This window comes from Cryobacterium psychrophilum (assembly GCF_004365915.1).
Taxonomy (GTDB): Bacteria; Actinomycetota; Actinomycetes; order Actinomycetales; family Microbacteriaceae; genus Cryobacterium; species Cryobacterium psychrophilum.
Window position 1 is genome coordinate 57903 of the sequence record NZ_SODI01000002.1, and the last position, 14369, is coordinate 72271.

The window sequence follows — 14369 nt, forward strand, 5'->3', positions numbered from 1 at the left end:
GATACAGGAGGCACCCTGAAATCTCAACGCACGCTGGCTCGCGCAAGCCGATGCTGCTCGCCCGAGGCTGCGCCGCTCCCGAGGCCGCCTCTTTGTCACTTCGTTCAGCTCTGCTGGGTATCGTGGAACTCATGACGCATGCGCTTCGCTCCCTCGACTCTCTCGATCTTCCCCAGGTGCTCACGCTCAACAACGAGGCAGTTCCCGCCGTCAATGCTCTTGACGCTGATTCGCTTGCAGCCCTCGTGGCAACTGCTGCTCATTCGGTCGTGGTCACGACGGTGGGGGATGTGCGAACCGTGGTTGGTTTCGTGATCGGCTTTGCCCCATTCGCCGAGTACGCCAGCGAAAGCTATCGCTGGTTTGAGGCCCGATCGAGCGACTTCCTCTACGTGGACCGCATCGTCGTGGCGCCGAACGTACGAAGCCAGGGCCTCGGCGAAGTGCTCTACGCCTCGGTCTTTCAGGCTGCCCGCGAGGCCCACGTCGCCGAAGTGGTTTGCGAAGTGAATACCTTTCCGCCCAATCCGCGGTCGCTGGCCTTCCACTCACGTCTCGGTTTCACGACGATCGGCGAGCAGTCCAACAAGGGCGAAACGGTCGCCGTCGCGCTGCTCGCGGCATCCGTTTCGTAGCTCTTTGTGGCCTGGCCGTGCCCGGTTCTAGATTCTGCTCGAGGGACCACATGGGCAATGCTAGGAACGACTGTAGAGCCCGAGCCGGGTGCTCTGGCCGGGACGGGGTCTCACGAAGCTGGATCTGGCCCACTATCTGATGGCGGTGGGGGAGCCATTTGTACGAGCAAACGAGGACCGATCTGTGTCGCTGCAGCGGGTTCCCGCCGGGATCGACGGCGAGCAGTACTTCTCGAAGACCCCCGCTACCTTGTTCGCATCCTCGGATGGTGTGAGTATCTGAGGGCGTTGGCCCGTCGGGTCCGGCATGATTCTTGCCTCCAGTCGTTCATGATCCGGGGTGTTGTCACCGGGCCGGATTGGTATCAGGTGATCGCTAATAGGAAGGTCACGTCCCGCGTGGTGGATGCTCCTATCTGTGTCAAGCAGCCGTGAGGTCTTTTTGTTGCCTAGTGGCGTTGAGCGTCGGATTGTCGACGTGGTGAGCCATCGTGCGATGGTGTGCCCGTCAAGTTCTTGAGACAGTTCGATGTGTTTTTCTTCTATGCCGCAGCCAGCTGGCGGCGGTCTTGGTAAGCGGCGAGAGCTGCGGCCGGTTGTAGTCCTCCGTTGTTGGCGTGGGGCCGACGCCGGTTGTACCAGGACTCGATGTATTCCATCACCGCGGTGCGCGCGGCGAGGTGATTGTCGAAGTGCTGCTGGTAGAACATCTCGGTCTTCATATGCGAGAAGAACGACTCGGCGACAGCGTTGATGCTCACAGGGTGTCAAGCTGCGATTTCGGCGGTTTTCGGGTTGGCGGTGATGAGGTGCTAGACCTCTCGGATGACGTAGCGCTTGAGGCAGCGGATGATGTCGCGCTTGGATTTGCTTTGTGCTGTGCGGCGGGTCACGTAGGCGATCGTGGGCTCGTGGAAGCGCATTCGGCCGATCACGACGCGGTAGATCGTGGCGTTGAGTTGTCGGTGGCCGCCATGGTCGGTGCGGTGCTTCCCGGAGGTCATGCCCGAGCTGGTTGGGATCGGGCTGATTCCGGCGAGTTTCGCGAACGCTGCCTCGGATTTGATCCGTTCGGGGTTATCGCCGGCGACGATGAGGATTTCTGCGGCGGTGTCAGCGCCGATGCCGAAGGGTTCGATCAGCTGGGGTGCGGTCTGCGTGACGAGGTCCTCGATCATGGTGGCGGGCGAGCATGATTTGGGTCTTCCGGGCGGTCTCTTTGCGCATCAATTCAGGTGCATGCACGAGCATCGCATTGAGGGTCACCATCGCCGCTGACAAGTACCGCTTGTGATCGATGACGACCTTCGACGAGACACGGAACCGGCGCGCTGCAACGGGCGCCGTCACCAATCTCTTCAGGCGTGGCTGTGAGACCCAACGCTTAGTGGGGGGCCCAGACATAGAGCAATCGGCAAACTAGCTGACGCCCGTGGGCTCGGCCGAGCGTGGACCGACGCCGACCGCGATGGCCTGGAGTACCTCGGCAGGGGTCATGGCAGCCTGGATGGCGGCGCGGAATGCGGGCTTCATCAGGCAGCGGGACAACTGCGCGAGCACGGTGAGGTGCTCAGTGCCGGCCGCGGCGTCGGGAACGGCGATCATGAAGATCAGGGTGGCCTTGGTGCCATCTGGCGAGTTCCAGTCGATGCCGCCCCGACTGCGGGCGAAAGCGATCACCGGGGAGCTGACGCCGTCGGACTTCGCGTGCGGAATGGCGATCCCGTCACCGATGCCTGTCGTGGCAGTCTGCTCGCGGTCGAAGGCGGCCTGGGCGACCGCCGTTTGGTCCGTGACCCGGCCAGTGGCGCTCATCAGCCCGGTGAGGGTGCGGATCATCCCGTCGCGGTCGGTTTCATCGACATCGAGCACGATCGTACGTTCGTCAATGTAGTCGAGCACGGTCTTTTTCTCAGGCGCGGCGGGTGCGTCTGTAGGGGCGGGAAGAACGGCGTCCGCGCTCGCTGTGGTGGTGTGGCGTGCGGTGCGGCGCGCGGAAATACTGAGTAGTAACAGCGAGACGAGGGCTGTCACGAGGGCGCCGGCGATGAGGGCTGCGAAGTACATCGGCACTCCGGAGACGGCGCCGAAGACGGCGACGATGGGTCCGCCGTGCGGTACGGAGTCCGTCACGCCGGACAGAGCCGCGATGCCGCCGGCAATGGCGCCGCCGATCATGTTCGCGGGGATGACCTGGAGCGGCTTGGCCGCGGCGAGCGGGATCGCGCCTTCGGTGATGCCGAAGAAGCCAATGAAGAGCGCGGCGATTCCGGCCTCACGTTCGGGCTTGGAGAAGTATCGGCCGCGGATGAGCGTGGCCAGGCCCATGCCGAGCGGCGGCACCGCGATCGCGGCGGCGACCATGCCCATCGGGGCCGGGTTGCCGGATGCGATCAGCGCGGCACCGAACAGGAACGCCGTCTTGTTGACGGGGCCGCCCATGTCGAAGGCGATCATGGCGCCGAGGATGAGGCCGAGGACGATGACGCTGCCGCCCTGGAGTCCGGTGAGGAAGGTGCTCATCGTCGAGAACACCCAGCTGATCGGCTGGCCGAGGGCGAGCACGAAGGCGCCACCGACGATGACCGTGGTGAGCACGGGGATCACGAGGATCGGCATGATCGGTTTGATGAAGCGGTGCACCGGGATCTTCTTGATCCCGAGGGCGACGAAGCCAACGAGGAAGCCGGTGACGATGCCGCCGATGAAGCCGGCGCCCGACTCGGAGTTGTAGAACGATCCGGTCGTGGCGATCCAGCCGCAGATCATGCCGGGGGCGAGGCCCGGCCGGTCGGCGATCGCGAAGGCAATGTAGCCCGAGAGGATGGGCACCATCAGGGTGAACCCGAGGGCGCCGATCTTATTGATCGTGAGCCAGAAGCTGCCCTCGGGAATGACGAGGCCCTGTGGAGTTGCCGCACCGCCGAGCGAAAGGGAGATCGCGATGAGCAGCCCGCCGACCACTACAAACGGGATCATGTACGACACGCCGTTCATCAGCGCCTGGTAGAGCAGGCCACCGAAGTCGGATGCGCCGGTCGTCGACCCGGCGCCCGCGGCGGGCGCGGAACCGGCGTTGTCCGGTGCTCGGGGCGTCGCGGCAAGGGCGTCGGCGATGAGCTCCTGCGGGCGGTGGATACCATCGGCGACCCGCGCCGAAACAAGGCGTTTGCCCGCGAAGCGGGACAGGTCGACCTGGGTGTCGGCGGCGATGACGATCGCATCCGCCCGGTCGATCTCGTCCTGGCTGAAGGTGCCCTCGATGCCGACCGAGCCGTGGGTCTCGACCCTCAGCCTGTAGCCGAGGATCGCGGCCGCGCTCTCCAGCTTCTCCGCCGCCATGTACGTATGGGCAATCCCGGTGGGACAGGCCGTGATGGCGAGGATTAATGTGCTGTGGGACGACGGTTGGCCGGACGCCTGCGTGGGATCAGCGTGGTTTGTGGGCATGATGTGGTCCTTCCTGAATGACTGACCGGAATCGAGCGTGTACCGGAGGCGGAGCAGATGAGCCCAAGAGCCGATGAATTTAGGTTACTCCCCGAATGAACGGGGCCACGAGGCTGCTTGGCGGCCGAAGGAAGGACTGCGTACACCCGTGGCTCCTGCGGGAAACGTGAACCCGTTCGTTCTGACATATCCCGTAAGACTCGTCCGATTAAAATCCCGGTCTGCTGCCCCAACTGCAACATATATCCGGCCTTGCGGCGGTTTCAACGAGAGGGGAGAGCAATCGTGCATCTGTTGCAATAGATGCATTACGTATTGACATAATAGTTATTATCGGTCATTTGGGGTGGGATTGCGAGTGTGATCAAAATGCTTTTACGACAGTGATCTACTTGCCTTTTCCGTGTAGGTGGTGTGGGATGAGTGTATGAGTACTACAACGGCACGTCCGGGACGTCGGGGCTACGAAGATTCCCTTCGGCTTTCGACGGCTGAAATCGTTGGAGGGCTGCGGGAGACATTGGGCGCGAAGCTCGTGGCGTATTTGGGAGGCGTTCGTGAGACCCGCGCCGTGCGAGAGTGGGCGGAAGGAACAAGGACGCCGTCGAGCGACGTTGTGCTCCGGTTGCGTACGTCGTTCTATGTCATGGCGATGCTGAGGGACCGCGAATCGGCGTCGACCGTCGCAAGTTGGTTCCAGGGAATGAACCCGGAACTGAACGACGTCTCGCCAGCGCGAGTCCTGCGGGAGCAAGAGCTCGAGACTGCGGGCCCCGCTGTGCTCGCGGCGGCTCGTTCCTTCGTGGCGTTCGGCTGAGCGGGCGTGAGTGACACAGACCTGGCCATTGTCACTGTCGACCAACAGCTGTGGCGGGTCGGATTCCGTCCCGAACCGTGGGCGTGCAGCGACTGGAAGTACGCCGCCGAAGGCGGGCGTTTCAACGGTCGCTGGGATGACGTTCATGGGCAGTTTCGGACGGTCTATGCCGGCGATTCACTTCTCGCGTGCCTGATCGAAGTTCTCGCGAAGTACCGGGTAGACGCCCCTCTCGCCGATGCTTTGGATCAAATCTTTGAGGATCCGGCGGACACAGAAGAATATCCCGCCCGGCCACCGGCTTTCGTGAGCTATCGCTGGCTCGAGGACCGGTGTGCATCCAGCGCCCGTGTGCATGGATCTTTCTGTATGGTGACAGCCACTGGAACCATCTCGGCGTTACGGCCACGATTCGCCTTGCTGGCTCACGAGTTGGGCGCGACTGACTTTGACGCGGCCGCGCTGAAGGATTCAGGCCCACGCGACCTCACTCGCTCGGTCGCCAGCTGGCTCTACCAGCTGACTGATCCCACTGTTGATGGCATCCAATTCAGATCCCGCCACGGCGATGACCTTCCCCTGTGGGCGATCTTTGAGCGGCCGTCGGCTGATGCTGATGTGTCTCCTCATTCTTGCAGGCATCGTCTCGGTGGTACTCACTCCAGAAACCGCCGAGCTAGTCGAGGCGTTCGCCATCCTCGGACTGGCCTGGTCCGACTGACCTTATCGGGGTCTGAAGTGAACGTTTCTGCTTGCCCGCGAAATCACTAATAACTCACCAAGCTCCTCCTTGGCTGTGGGAGTGCAGTTCACCGACGTTCGTACTCGGGCATCAACGGATTTCTCGATTAGGGGTCTGAACCGTAGTAACCCAGGCGCGCATTCCTCCGTGCAGGTGCTTCACCCGCGAGTAGCCGCGCCGCTGCAGTTCGGCGAGTACTGCGGCCGAGCGCGACCCGGCCGTGCAGTGCAGCACCAGATCCCGGTCGCGCGGCAGTTCGTGCTCGGCATCGCCGGCGAAGATCCGGCCCTGGGACACCAGCCGTGAGCCCGGGATGCTCTCGATCTCGCGTTCGCTGGGCTCCCTCACGTCGATCAGGTCGAAGTCGATCAGTCCCGCATCGCGGCGTTCAAGCATGGTGGCCAGCTCGCGAACGGTGATCGTCGCGTCGGAATCCGTCATCGGTGTCGGCGCCAACCCGCAGGACAGTTCGTAGTCGGCCAGAGCGGTGACCGGCGCGCGGTCTGGGTCTTGCGATAGCCCGATCTCCCGCCATGATGAGGCCAGTGCGTCGAACAGTAGAACGCGGCCGAGCAGCGTGCGGCCAACGCCGGTGATGAGCTTGACGGCATCCGTCACCATCATCGATCCCACTGCTGCGCACAGCATGCCGAAGACGCCGCCCTCAGCGCACGACGGCATCGAGCCGGCCGGCGGGGCTTCTGGGTACAGGTCGCGGTAGGTGGGACCGTGCTTTTCCCAGAAGACGCTCACCTGCCCGTCGAATCGGTAGATCGCGCCCCACACGCAGGGCACGCCGAGCAGGGCCGCGGTATCGCTGATTAGGTAGCGGCTGGCGAAATTGTCGGTTCCGTCCACGATGAGGTCGTAGCCGGCCATCACGTCGAGGGCATTCTGTGCGGTCAGCCGGGCATCGTGCAGCTGCACGGTGACGAGCGGGTTGAGCCGGGCAACGGCGTCGTGCGCGGACTCTAGTTTGGTGCGCCCCACGTCGTTCATGCCATGAATGACCTGGCGTTGCAGGTTGCTGAGGTCGACCACGTCGTCGTCGACGATCCCTAGCGTGCCGACACCGGCGGCAGCAAGATAGAGCAGAACCGGGGATCCGAGACCCCCGGCACCGACCACGAGCACTCGGGCATTCTTCAGCCGACGCTGACCGAGCGTGCCAATCTCGGGGATCATCACGTGCCGCGAATAGCGTTCCAGTTCCTCGCGGGTGAGCCCATCGGCCGGTTCTACGAGGGGCGGAAGCGTGTTCACAGGTCGGGCCGTCCCCCCATGGACGACGAAGCCTGGGCATGTTCTCGTTTGGGAATACGTCCAGCGCGAGCCGCGAGGCGCCCGGCGATGACGGCATGCTTGAAGGCAGCAGCCATCATCCCGGGATTCTGCGCGCGAGTCACGGCGGTGGCCAGGAGCACTGCATCGCAGCCCAGCTCCATGGCCAGCGCGGCGTCCGAGGCGGTTCCGATGCCGGCATCCAGCACTACCGGAATCTTGGCCCTGGCCACAATGAGCTCGATGTTATGCGGGTTGAGAATGCCGAGCCCCGTGCCGATTGGGGCACCGAGGGGCATGACAGCGGCGGCTCCGAGGTTCTCGAGCCGCAGTGCAAGAACCGGATCGTCGTTCGTATACGCGAAGACCGCGAAACCGCGGCTGACCAGTTGTTCCGTCGCGTCGACGAGCTCAACGGCGTCGGGCAGTAGAGTGTGCTCGTCAGCGATGACCTCAAGCTTCACCCAGTTGGTGTCGAGCGCCTCCCTGGCAAGCTCGGCCGTGAGCACCGCTTCGCGCGCCGTGAAGCAGCCGGCCGTGTTGGGCAATACCCGAATGTTGTGCAGGTCCAGCAGGTCGAACAGTGACCCGGCCACGTCGGGGCTATAACGGCGCATGGCGACGGTGGTGAGCTGGGTACCCGAGGCGAGCAGTGCCCCGCCCAACCCAAGCAGGCTGGGGGAACCGCCCGTGCCCATGATGAGGCGAGACGTGAACGGCACCCCGTCGATCACCAACAGGTCCTCGTTGGACTCCTCTGGGCCCGGCCCGACCGTGGGTGTTGCGACGCTCGTGGACATCGTTCAGCCGCCCTGTACTGCGGTGACGACTTCGACGTCGTCGCCGGCTTCGAGAACCGTGGTGGCCCAGCGGCTGCGTGGCACCACTTCGGAATTGCGGGCCACGGCAACGCCGAGCCGGCCGCCGTCAACGGCCTGCCCGTCGGCCGCGATCTGCCGGCCGGTCGCGCCGGCGACAAGATCGGTGACGGTCTCGCCGACCGCGAGCGAACGCGGGGCTCCGTTGAGAGTAATACTGGCGGGGGGCGGCGTGTGGACTGCTCTGGTGTCAGACATGGGCTGCTTCCTGCGCGGCGGGAGTGGCCGGCACGGCGGATTCGATCGGTGCGGCGGATTCGCTAGGCACAGAATAGCGGTCAGGACGAAATCTTAGCCACCGGGCGTCGACGAAGCCGTCCAGCAGCTGCACACACACCTGCGCCGCGATCGGAGTGAGCAGCACACCGTGGCGAAAGAATCCCGTGGCGACGATAAGGCCGGGGATGACCTCGCCTGGCTCGTCGTCACGGCCTTCGGGCGCAGGACCAGAGTCCGGCGATACCGGGCGGCGGGAAACACGGCCGAGCAGCGGCGCATTGTCAGGCGTTCCGGGGCGCGCACGGGCGGTGCACTCAACGAGTTCGAGCTCGGCGACAGCGGGCACGAGCACCTGCGCGTCACGCAGCAGTCGGTGCACGCCGCCGGCCGATACCGCGGAAGACCCGTCTTCCCTCGATGTCGCGCCGAGCACGATCGTTCCGTCGGAGCGCGGCACCAGATACACCGGTAACCCGCGCACGACGCCACGGATCGTGGCGGTGAGCAGCGGCCGGAGGTGCTCGGGAACGCGCAGGCGCAGGATGTCCCCGTATACCGGGCGCAGCGGAAGTTTCAGCCCGGCGGGCAGCCTGTCGAGATTGGCCGCACCGAGTCCGTTCGCGACGATGACCTCGTCACACCGAACCGTGCTCCCATCGACAAGGCTGACGCCGGTGACCCGGGAGGCAGCATCCGTCTGCGTGCTGTGCAGCAGCCCGATGGCGTTCTGCCGAATCAGGTGATCGTGCGCCCAGGCATCCAGCGTCGCCCGGGCCTTGATCGCGGCCAGCAGCTGCGCGGCCAACCGCCGGGGGTCAACTTGGTGGTCGTCGTCGACGCTAAACGCGCCCGACAGCTGGGACGAGAGCATCGGTTCGAGGGCGCGCGCTTCACGGATGCGCAGCGGCGTCACCGAGAGCCCCTGCGCCAGTTGCGCGCCGCGCAAATCGGCCAGCGCCTGCCGGTCTGCCGCGTCGGCGCCCACCACGAGGGTGCGTGTCATACGGTAACCGGTGTCGCCGGTGTCACTCGAGAGTGGGCGCACGAAGTCGGGGTATAGGGCTGCCGACGCCAGCGTCAGCTCGAGGAGGTCCTCCTCCTTATAGTGCAATTCACTGACGGCCGCGAGCATTCCGGCCGCGGCATAGGTTGCACCCGAGGCTGGCGCCGGGTCGATTATGGCCACGGTGCGACCCGACTCTGCCACCGCCCAGGCGATTCCGAGGCCCACAATGCCAGCGCCGATGACGGCGACATCCACGGTGCACAGCACGGCTGGTTCGACCATGAAGCTGTTCCTTCCCTACGCCGGTATTAGCCGGATCAGGTCTCGTTGCGCGAGCAACACGGTCGGCCGGTAAGTGAATAACCGATGCCCTCTCAGCCTGTCTCCCCTGGTGGTGCAGGCTCCCGTAGATCGCCTTTAGTCTAGTTCTTATGTACCTCGACCATGTCCAGCTGTACCTTTGCACCAACGCCCGTAAAACGGAGAATGACTTCCCATCGTTCCTGGATGCCGCTTTCGCCGGCGGCGTGGACGTGATCCAGCTGAGGGACAAATCGATCGAGGCCGCCGAAGAACTGGAACTTCTGAGCGTCCTGAGGGCGGTTGCCGAGCGCCACGGCAAGCTGTGGGCAGTGAACGACCGGGCCGATATCGCCGTTCTGAGCGAGGCCCCGGTGTTACATGTTGGGCAGAAGGATCTGTCGGTGCCCGATGCCCGTCAGCTGGTGGGCAAAGCGACCGTGATCGGCCGTTCCAGCCACACCCCACAGCAGGTGAGCGCCGCGTTGGTAGACCCTCGACTGGACTACTTCTGCGTCGGTCCGGTGTGGGCGACGCCGACGAAACCGGGGCGGAGTGCGGTAGGCGCGGAGCTCGTGCGCTACGCGGCCGAACAAGTACGGCACTCCAAGAGCAGTCTTCCCTGGTTCGCCATTGGTGGCATCGACCTCGGCAATGTCCAGCAGGTCGTGGCCGCCGGCGCGAGCCGCGTCGTGGTCGTGCGCGCAATCACCGAGGCCGACGACCCCACGGAGGCCGCCCGACAGCTGCGCGCCTGCCTACCCTCGCTCGCGTAGTGAAGGCATCGATCGCGCTCGTTCTGGCCACACTAATGTGGGCCGGCAGCTACATTGTCGGGCATATCGCGGTGCAGACTATGTCGCCCGTGGAACTCACTTGGTTACGCTGACTGCTCGCGTGCATCCCGCTGCTCCTCCTCGCCCAGATCGTGGAGAAGCCAGACTGACGCGTGGTGGCAGACTCGTGACCTCGGCTCTTGCTGCTCGCCTTGCTTGGTATCGCCGGGTACAACCTGCTGCTGTACACGGCGCTGCAGTACACGACGCCGCAGCCTGCGTCGCTCATCAATGCGGCCAATCCGGCCGTGATGATGGTGGTGCTTGCGGCGATCCTCGTGCGTGAACGGCCGGGGTGCTCGTCTTCGCCGGTGTCGCTCTCAGTTCGTTGCGCCCCGCTCGCCGTCCTCGCCACCTGGCCGATCCGGTGCCGTCAGCCCCCAAACGTTTCGTAGAGGAATACATTCGATGACCCAGCCCATCCCCCGCGTACTCAGCATTGCCGGCACAGACCCCACCGGCGGTGCAGGGATCCAAGCGGACTTGAAGAGCATCTCCGCGCACGGCGGCTACGGCATGGCCGTCGTGACCGCGCTCGTCGCTCAGAACACCCACGGGGTCCGCTCCGTGCACATCCCGCCCGCGCAGTTCCTGCGCGAGCAGCTGAGGGCCGTCAGCGACGACGTCACCATCGACGCGGTCAAAATCGGCATGCTGGGCAATGCGCAAATCGTCGACGTGGTAGATCTCTGGCTCAAAGAAGTGAACCCCCCGGTAGTGGTCGTGGACCCGGTGATGGTCGCCACCAGCGGGGATCGGCTGTTGGAACCGGCGGCCGAAGAGGCCGTGATCCGACTGCTCAATCGTGCCGACCTTGTCACTCCGAATCTGGCGGAACTGGGGGTGCTGCTTCGAGAGCCGACAGCCCTCGCCTGGTCGCAAGCGCTTGAGCAGGGACACCGACTTTCAGCCGCCCACAACGTCATCGTGCTGGTCAAGGGCGGCCATCTGGAGGGGGCCCAGTGTCCGGACGCCTTGGTTGATGCCCAGGGCGAGCTAGCCGGCCACCGCCAGATCATCCAGGTGAGCGCCCCGCGAGTGGCCACCTCCAACACGCACGGGACAGGATGCTCAATGTCCTCGGCAATGGCAACTCTCCAAGCGCGGCACAATGATTGGAACGAGGCGTTGACTGTGACCAAGGCCTGGCTGCAGGACAGTTTGAGGCATGCCGACGATCTCCATGTCGGCTCTGGGCGCGGCCCCATTCACCACTTTCACCAGCTCTGGGCCGCGGGGAAGGCCTAACAGATCGCCGCCGCCGTGGGATGCGGCGGCCGGAAGCACAACGGGTCCATTCTCGGTTATGCTCGCCTTTGTACACGGGAGTCCGGTGAGCCGGGCTGAGAGGGAGCTCTTCAAGCTTCGACCGTTGAACCTGATCTGGATCATGCCAGCGCAGGGAGGCCATCAATCTCACATCCCGTGCCCAAATCCCAGTATTCAAGGAGGGCACGACAATGGACGCACCACATTCGAATAATTCCGTCCGCAATCGACGACGCTGTGCAGGGGGGATGATCGGCGCCCTGGCACTTGCGGCCATGGCAGCGCTGACCGGCTGCGCGTCGGCGTCACCGCTAGGCTCCGCTTCCGGCAACGAGACCACGCCGATTAGTTTCGCGCTCGACTGGACGCCGAACACAAACCACACGGGACTGTATGTAGCCATCGACAAGGGCTTTTTCACCGAGGCAAGCTTGGACGTTCAGGTGCTCCCCTATAGCCAGTCGTCGACCGACGCCCTCATCAACGCGGGCGCCGCCGACTTCGGCATCAGCTTTCAGAACACCGCCACTTTTGCGGCGGCAACGGGGGTGGGGAATGTTTCGGTCATGTCGGTGCTCCAGCACGATGCCACAGCGATCGGTGTTTTGGCGTCCCGCGAGGACATAACTAGCCCGAAAGACCTCGACGGGAAGATCTTCGGAACGGCTGGTCCGAGCGCCACCTTCTCCACGGAAGCGTCCCATGCCATCAAGAATGCGGGCGGCACCGGCAAGTTCACCCAAGTCACGCTTGGTACCTCCGCTTATGAGGCGCTCTACGCCGGCAAAGTCGACTTCACGTCGGCCTTCACAACCTGGGAAGGAATTGATGCGTCCCTGCGCGGCACTCCGATGAAGTTCTTCAACCTCTCTGACTACGGCGTCCCCGACCAATACTCGGTGATCGTCGAAGGGAACAAGGGCTGGATCAAGGAACACGCCAGTGCTACCAAGGAGTTCGTTCAGGCCCTCCAGAAGGGGTATCAGTACGCCGCTGACAACCCGGATGCTGCGGCCAGGATCCTGATCGATGCGAACCCCGGTGTCTTCGAAAATACTGAACTCGTCTACCGCAGCCAGAAGGAATTGAGCGCTAACTACCTCAAAGACGCCACCGGCCAGGTCGGCACCCAAACGAGCGCCCAGTGGCAGCAACTGGCCGATTTCCTCTACCAGGCCGACCTTTTGGTGGACGGAAACGGCGACCCGCTTACCGCGCCCTTGGACACCTCCACGCTATTTTCCGACCAGTACCTCAGCGAGAAGTAACGCTCCCGGTCGCGCAACTCGAACCAGGTGAACACTGTGACCGCACCGACGAGCACTCGAGGCGAAAGCATGCCGAAAACTGTTCCCCGCCGAACAATTCGGGGCGTCAAAACAGCACTCACTACGCTGGTTCCCTCTCTGGTGATCGTCATCGCTCTTCTGGCAGCGTGGCAGATTGCCGTGACCGCGGGCCAAGTGCAGCCGGCAATCCTCCCCTCCCCTTGGCGCATTCTGGAACAGGGGTGGAACGCCCGGGACACCATCTGGGCGAACACCATACCCACGCTGCAAGCAACCCTTCTCGGCTTCGCTGTTTCCCTGACGGTCGCCTGGGCCTTGGCCATCGTGATCGACTTCTCGCCGTGGCTTCGGCAGGCGCTGATGCCGCTGCTGGTGGCATCTCAGACAATACCCATCATCGCCATTGCACCGCTGATGATCATCTGGTTCGGTTTCGGGGTGCTGCCCAAAGTCATCGTCATCGCACTGGTGACATTCTTCCCAGTCACGGTTGGACTGATCGACGGTTTCAACCGAACCGATCGTGAAGCCACTAATCTGCTGCGGAGCATGGGTGCCAACCGGTGGAAACAGTTCATCTACGTCCGACTTCCCTCCGCCCTCCCGTCTTTCTTCACGGCGCTTCGCATCGGCATCACCTACGCGGTCACCGGAGCTATTTTTGCCGAGTACGTCGGAGCCCAACAAGGACTCGGAATCTACATGGCCCTGATGAAAAACTCGTTCCGCACAGACCTCGTCCTCGCCGCCGTCGTGGTCACCGCGACGCTGAGTATCTCCCTCTTTCTCCTGACCTACGTCGCCGAGCGGCTGATCATCCCGTGGCACTCGAAAGAACGCCGGAGCCGGAATGTCTAACGCCCCGCCGAAAACGCCCAAGGTCGAAGTGCGCGGCATTGGAAAATCTTTTCAACTCGGGAAGGGGCAATCACGGCAGGTCATCGACAACGTCTCTTTCTCCGCACAGCCGGGAGAATTCGTTGCGGTCATCGGCCCGAGTGGATGCGGCAAGAGCACCCTGTTCAACATCATGGCCGGACTGGAAAAGCCCAGCACAGGCGACGTCCTCGTCGATGGCGTAGCCGCCACGGGGGAACGCGAGCATTGTGCCTACATGCCACAGAAGGACCTACTTTTCCCTTGGCGTACCATCCTTGAGAACACCGCTCTCGGCCTCGAAGCTTCCGGCGAGAGTAAACAGAACGCCCGTTTGGCCGCTCAGGCGCTTTTCCCGGCCTTTGGCCTCTCCGGTTTCGAGAAATCGCACCCGTTCGAGCTCTCCGGCGGTATGCGCCAGAGGGCCGCCCTACTGCGCACCGTGGTTCAGGGCCGAGACATTCTCTTGTTGGACGAGCCGTTCGGTGCGCTGGATTCGCTGACCCGCACGGAAATGCAATCCTGGTTGCAGGACATGTGGTCCAGGAACTCGTGGACCGCAGTGCTCATCACCCACGACATTCGCGAAGCGATCTACTTGGCCGACCGGGTAGTCGTCTTGAGCGCACGGCCAACGTCTGTGCGACTGAACCTCACCATCGACCTGCCGAGGCCACGCCAGCTGTCGATGATGACCTCGGCAGTGTTCAAGGATCATGAACTCGAACTCCTCACAACTCTTCACAAGCAATCCCGCACGTCACTCTAATT

15 protein-coding genes, 2 pseudogenes and 1 riboswitch are annotated in these 14369 nt (G+C 63.6%); of the genes and pseudogenes, 10 read left to right on the forward strand and 7 right to left on the reverse strand.

Annotated elements, in window-relative coordinates; genetic code table 11:
* The first annotated feature begins 131 nt into the window (after positions 1-131).
* Complete coding sequence (locus tag EDD25_RS17085; RefSeq protein ID WP_166671356.1) at positions 132-635, forward strand: GNAT family N-acetyltransferase; 504 nt, start codon at positions 132-134, stop codon at positions 633-635.
* An 88-nt stretch (positions 636-723) separates the two neighbouring features.
* Positions 724-918, forward strand: coding sequence for a non-homologous end-joining DNA ligase LigD (ligD, locus tag EDD25_RS18275; RefSeq protein ID WP_338419650.1), 195 nt, complete (start codon positions 724-726; stop codon positions 916-918).
* A gap of 259 nt (positions 919-1177) precedes the next feature.
* Here ligD and EDD25_RS17090 read toward each other — a convergent pair.
* From EDD25_RS17090 to EDD25_RS17100, 3 genes and pseudogenes are all read right to left on the reverse strand, one after another.
* Positions 1178-1387, reverse strand: a pseudogene (locus tag EDD25_RS17090) (IS3 family transposase); the annotation flags it as partial.
* Between the two features lie 60 nt (positions 1388-1447).
* The gene (locus EDD25_RS17095) at positions 1448-1813 is read right to left on the reverse strand and encodes a transposase (protein WP_134175752.1); all 366 of its coding nucleotides are present in this window, start codon (positions 1811-1813) and stop codon (positions 1448-1450) included.
* A 241-nt stretch (positions 1814-2054) separates the two neighbouring features.
* Positions 2055-4085, reverse strand: a complete 2031-nt coding sequence (locus EDD25_RS17100) for a fructose-specific PTS transporter subunit EIIC (RefSeq protein WP_134175754.1) — start codon at positions 4083-4085, stop codon at positions 2055-2057.
* Positions 4086-4512: 427 nt separating this feature from the next.
* On the opposite strand from EDD25_RS17100, the gene EDD25_RS17105 reads away from it, so the two are divergent.
* Positions 4513-4902 (forward strand): hypothetical protein, encoded by a 390-nt coding sequence (locus EDD25_RS17105; RefSeq protein ID WP_134175756.1) that lies wholly within the window; start codon positions 4513-4515, stop codon positions 4900-4902.
* Positions 4903-4908: 6 nt separating this feature from the next.
* Positions 4909-5466 (forward strand): annotated as a pseudogene (locus EDD25_RS18405) (RES domain-containing protein); the annotation flags it as partial.
* 268 nt (positions 5467-5734) lie between these two features.
* Here the strand turns inward: EDD25_RS18405 and moeB are convergent.
* From moeB to thiO, 4 genes are read right to left on the reverse strand one after another with little or no spacing between them, the layout of a single operon-like run.
* Entirely contained in the window at positions 5735-6907 is a 1173-nt protein-coding gene (gene moeB, locus EDD25_RS17115; RefSeq protein ID WP_198418912.1) for a molybdopterin-synthase adenylyltransferase MoeB, read from the reverse strand.
* The gene (locus EDD25_RS17120; RefSeq protein WP_134175760.1) at positions 6904-7725 is read right to left on the reverse strand and encodes a thiazole synthase; all 822 of its coding nucleotides are present in this window, start codon (positions 7723-7725) and stop codon (positions 6904-6906) included. The genes moeB and EDD25_RS17120 overlap by 4 nt, the downstream gene beginning before the upstream one ends.
* Positions 7726-7728: 3 nt before the next feature.
* Positions 7729-8001 carry a sulfur carrier protein ThiS gene (thiS, locus tag EDD25_RS17125; protein WP_134175762.1) on the reverse strand — a complete coding sequence of 91 codons (273 nt, stop codon included), beginning with the start codon at positions 7999-8001 and terminating at the stop codon, positions 7729-7731.
* Positions 7994-9310, reverse strand: a complete 1317-nt coding sequence (gene thiO / locus EDD25_RS17130) for a glycine oxidase ThiO (protein ID WP_134175764.1) — start codon at positions 9308-9310, stop codon at positions 7994-7996. Before thiO ends, thiS begins: the two co-directional genes overlap by 8 nt.
* Before the next feature lie 149 nt (positions 9311-9459).
* Here thiO and thiE point away from each other — a divergent pair, with 149 nt between their 5' ends.
* The 6 genes from thiE (at position 9460) to EDD25_RS17160 (ending at position 14367) form a co-directional block, all read left to right on the forward strand.
* On the forward strand, positions 9460-10104 hold the full coding sequence (gene thiE, locus EDD25_RS17135; RefSeq protein WP_134175766.1) for a thiamine phosphate synthase: 645 nt from the start codon (positions 9460-9462) through the stop codon (positions 10102-10104).
* Positions 10105-10304: 200 nt separating this feature from the next.
* Positions 10305-10559, forward strand: a complete 255-nt coding sequence (locus EDD25_RS17140) for an EamA family transporter (RefSeq protein ID WP_134175768.1) — start codon at positions 10305-10307, stop codon at positions 10557-10559.
* A gap of 13 nt (positions 10560-10572) precedes the next feature.
* Entirely contained in the window at positions 10573-11412 is an 840-nt protein-coding gene (gene thiD / locus EDD25_RS17145) for a bifunctional hydroxymethylpyrimidine kinase/phosphomethylpyrimidine kinase (RefSeq protein ID WP_134175770.1), read from the forward strand.
* Between the two features lie 64 nt (positions 11413-11476).
* Positions 11477-11586, forward strand: a riboswitch (TPP riboswitch).
* Positions 11587-11681: 95 nt separating this feature from the next.
* Positions 11682-12701, forward strand: coding sequence for an ABC transporter substrate-binding protein (locus EDD25_RS17150; RefSeq protein ID WP_134175772.1), 1020 nt, complete (start codon positions 11682-11684; stop codon positions 12699-12701).
* A 69-nt stretch (positions 12702-12770) separates the two neighbouring features.
* Entirely contained in the window at positions 12771-13580 is an 810-nt protein-coding gene (locus tag EDD25_RS17155) for an ABC transporter permease (RefSeq protein ID WP_134175774.1), read from the forward strand.
* Complete coding sequence (locus EDD25_RS17160) at positions 13573-14367, forward strand: ABC transporter ATP-binding protein (RefSeq protein WP_134175776.1); 795 nt, start codon at positions 13573-13575, stop codon at positions 14365-14367. The genes EDD25_RS17155 and EDD25_RS17160 overlap by 8 nt, the downstream gene beginning before the upstream one ends.
* The last annotated feature ends 2 nt before the right edge of the window (positions 14368-14369 follow it).

What these genes read in the sequence shown, in the direction of transcription:
- EDD25_RS17105 (WP_134175756.1), top strand. Translation starts at nt 4,513, where the DNA reads ATGAGTACTACAACGGCACGTCCGGGACGTCGGGGCTACGAAGATTCC.
- EDD25_RS17095 (WP_134175752.1), bottom strand. Translation starts at nt 1,813, where the DNA reads ATGATCGAGGACCTCGTCACGCAGACCGCACCCCAGCTGATCGAACCC.
- thiD (WP_134175770.1), top strand. Translation starts at nt 10,573, where the DNA reads ATGACCCAGCCCATCCCCCGCGTACTCAGCATTGCCGGCACAGACCCC.
- thiO (WP_134175764.1), bottom strand. Translation starts at nt 9,310, where the DNA reads ATGGTCGAACCAGCCGTGCTGTGCACCGTGGATGTCGCCGTCATCGGC.
- EDD25_RS17155 (WP_134175774.1), top strand. Translation starts at nt 12,771, where the DNA reads ATGCCGAAAACTGTTCCCCGCCGAACAATTCGGGGCGTCAAAACAGCA.
- EDD25_RS17085 (WP_166671356.1), top strand. Translation starts at nt 132, where the DNA reads ATGACGCATGCGCTTCGCTCCCTCGACTCTCTCGATCTTCCCCAGGTG.
- thiS (WP_134175762.1), bottom strand. Translation starts at nt 8,001, where the DNA reads ATGTCTGACACCAGAGCAGTCCACACGCCGCCCCCCGCCAGTATTACT.
- thiE (WP_134175766.1), top strand. Translation starts at nt 9,460, where the DNA reads ATGTACCTCGACCATGTCCAGCTGTACCTTTGCACCAACGCCCGTAAA.
- EDD25_RS17100 (WP_134175754.1), bottom strand. Translation starts at nt 4,085, where the DNA reads ATGCCCACAAACCACGCTGATCCCACGCAGGCGTCCGGCCAACCGTCG.
- EDD25_RS17160 (WP_134175776.1), top strand. Translation starts at nt 13,573, where the DNA reads ATGTCTAACGCCCCGCCGAAAACGCCCAAGGTCGAAGTGCGCGGCATT.
- EDD25_RS17120 (WP_134175760.1), bottom strand. Translation starts at nt 7,725, where the DNA reads ATGTCCACGAGCGTCGCAACACCCACGGTCGGGCCGGGCCCAGAGGAG.
- EDD25_RS17150 (WP_134175772.1), top strand. Translation starts at nt 11,682, where the DNA reads ATGATCGGCGCCCTGGCACTTGCGGCCATGGCAGCGCTGACCGGCTGC.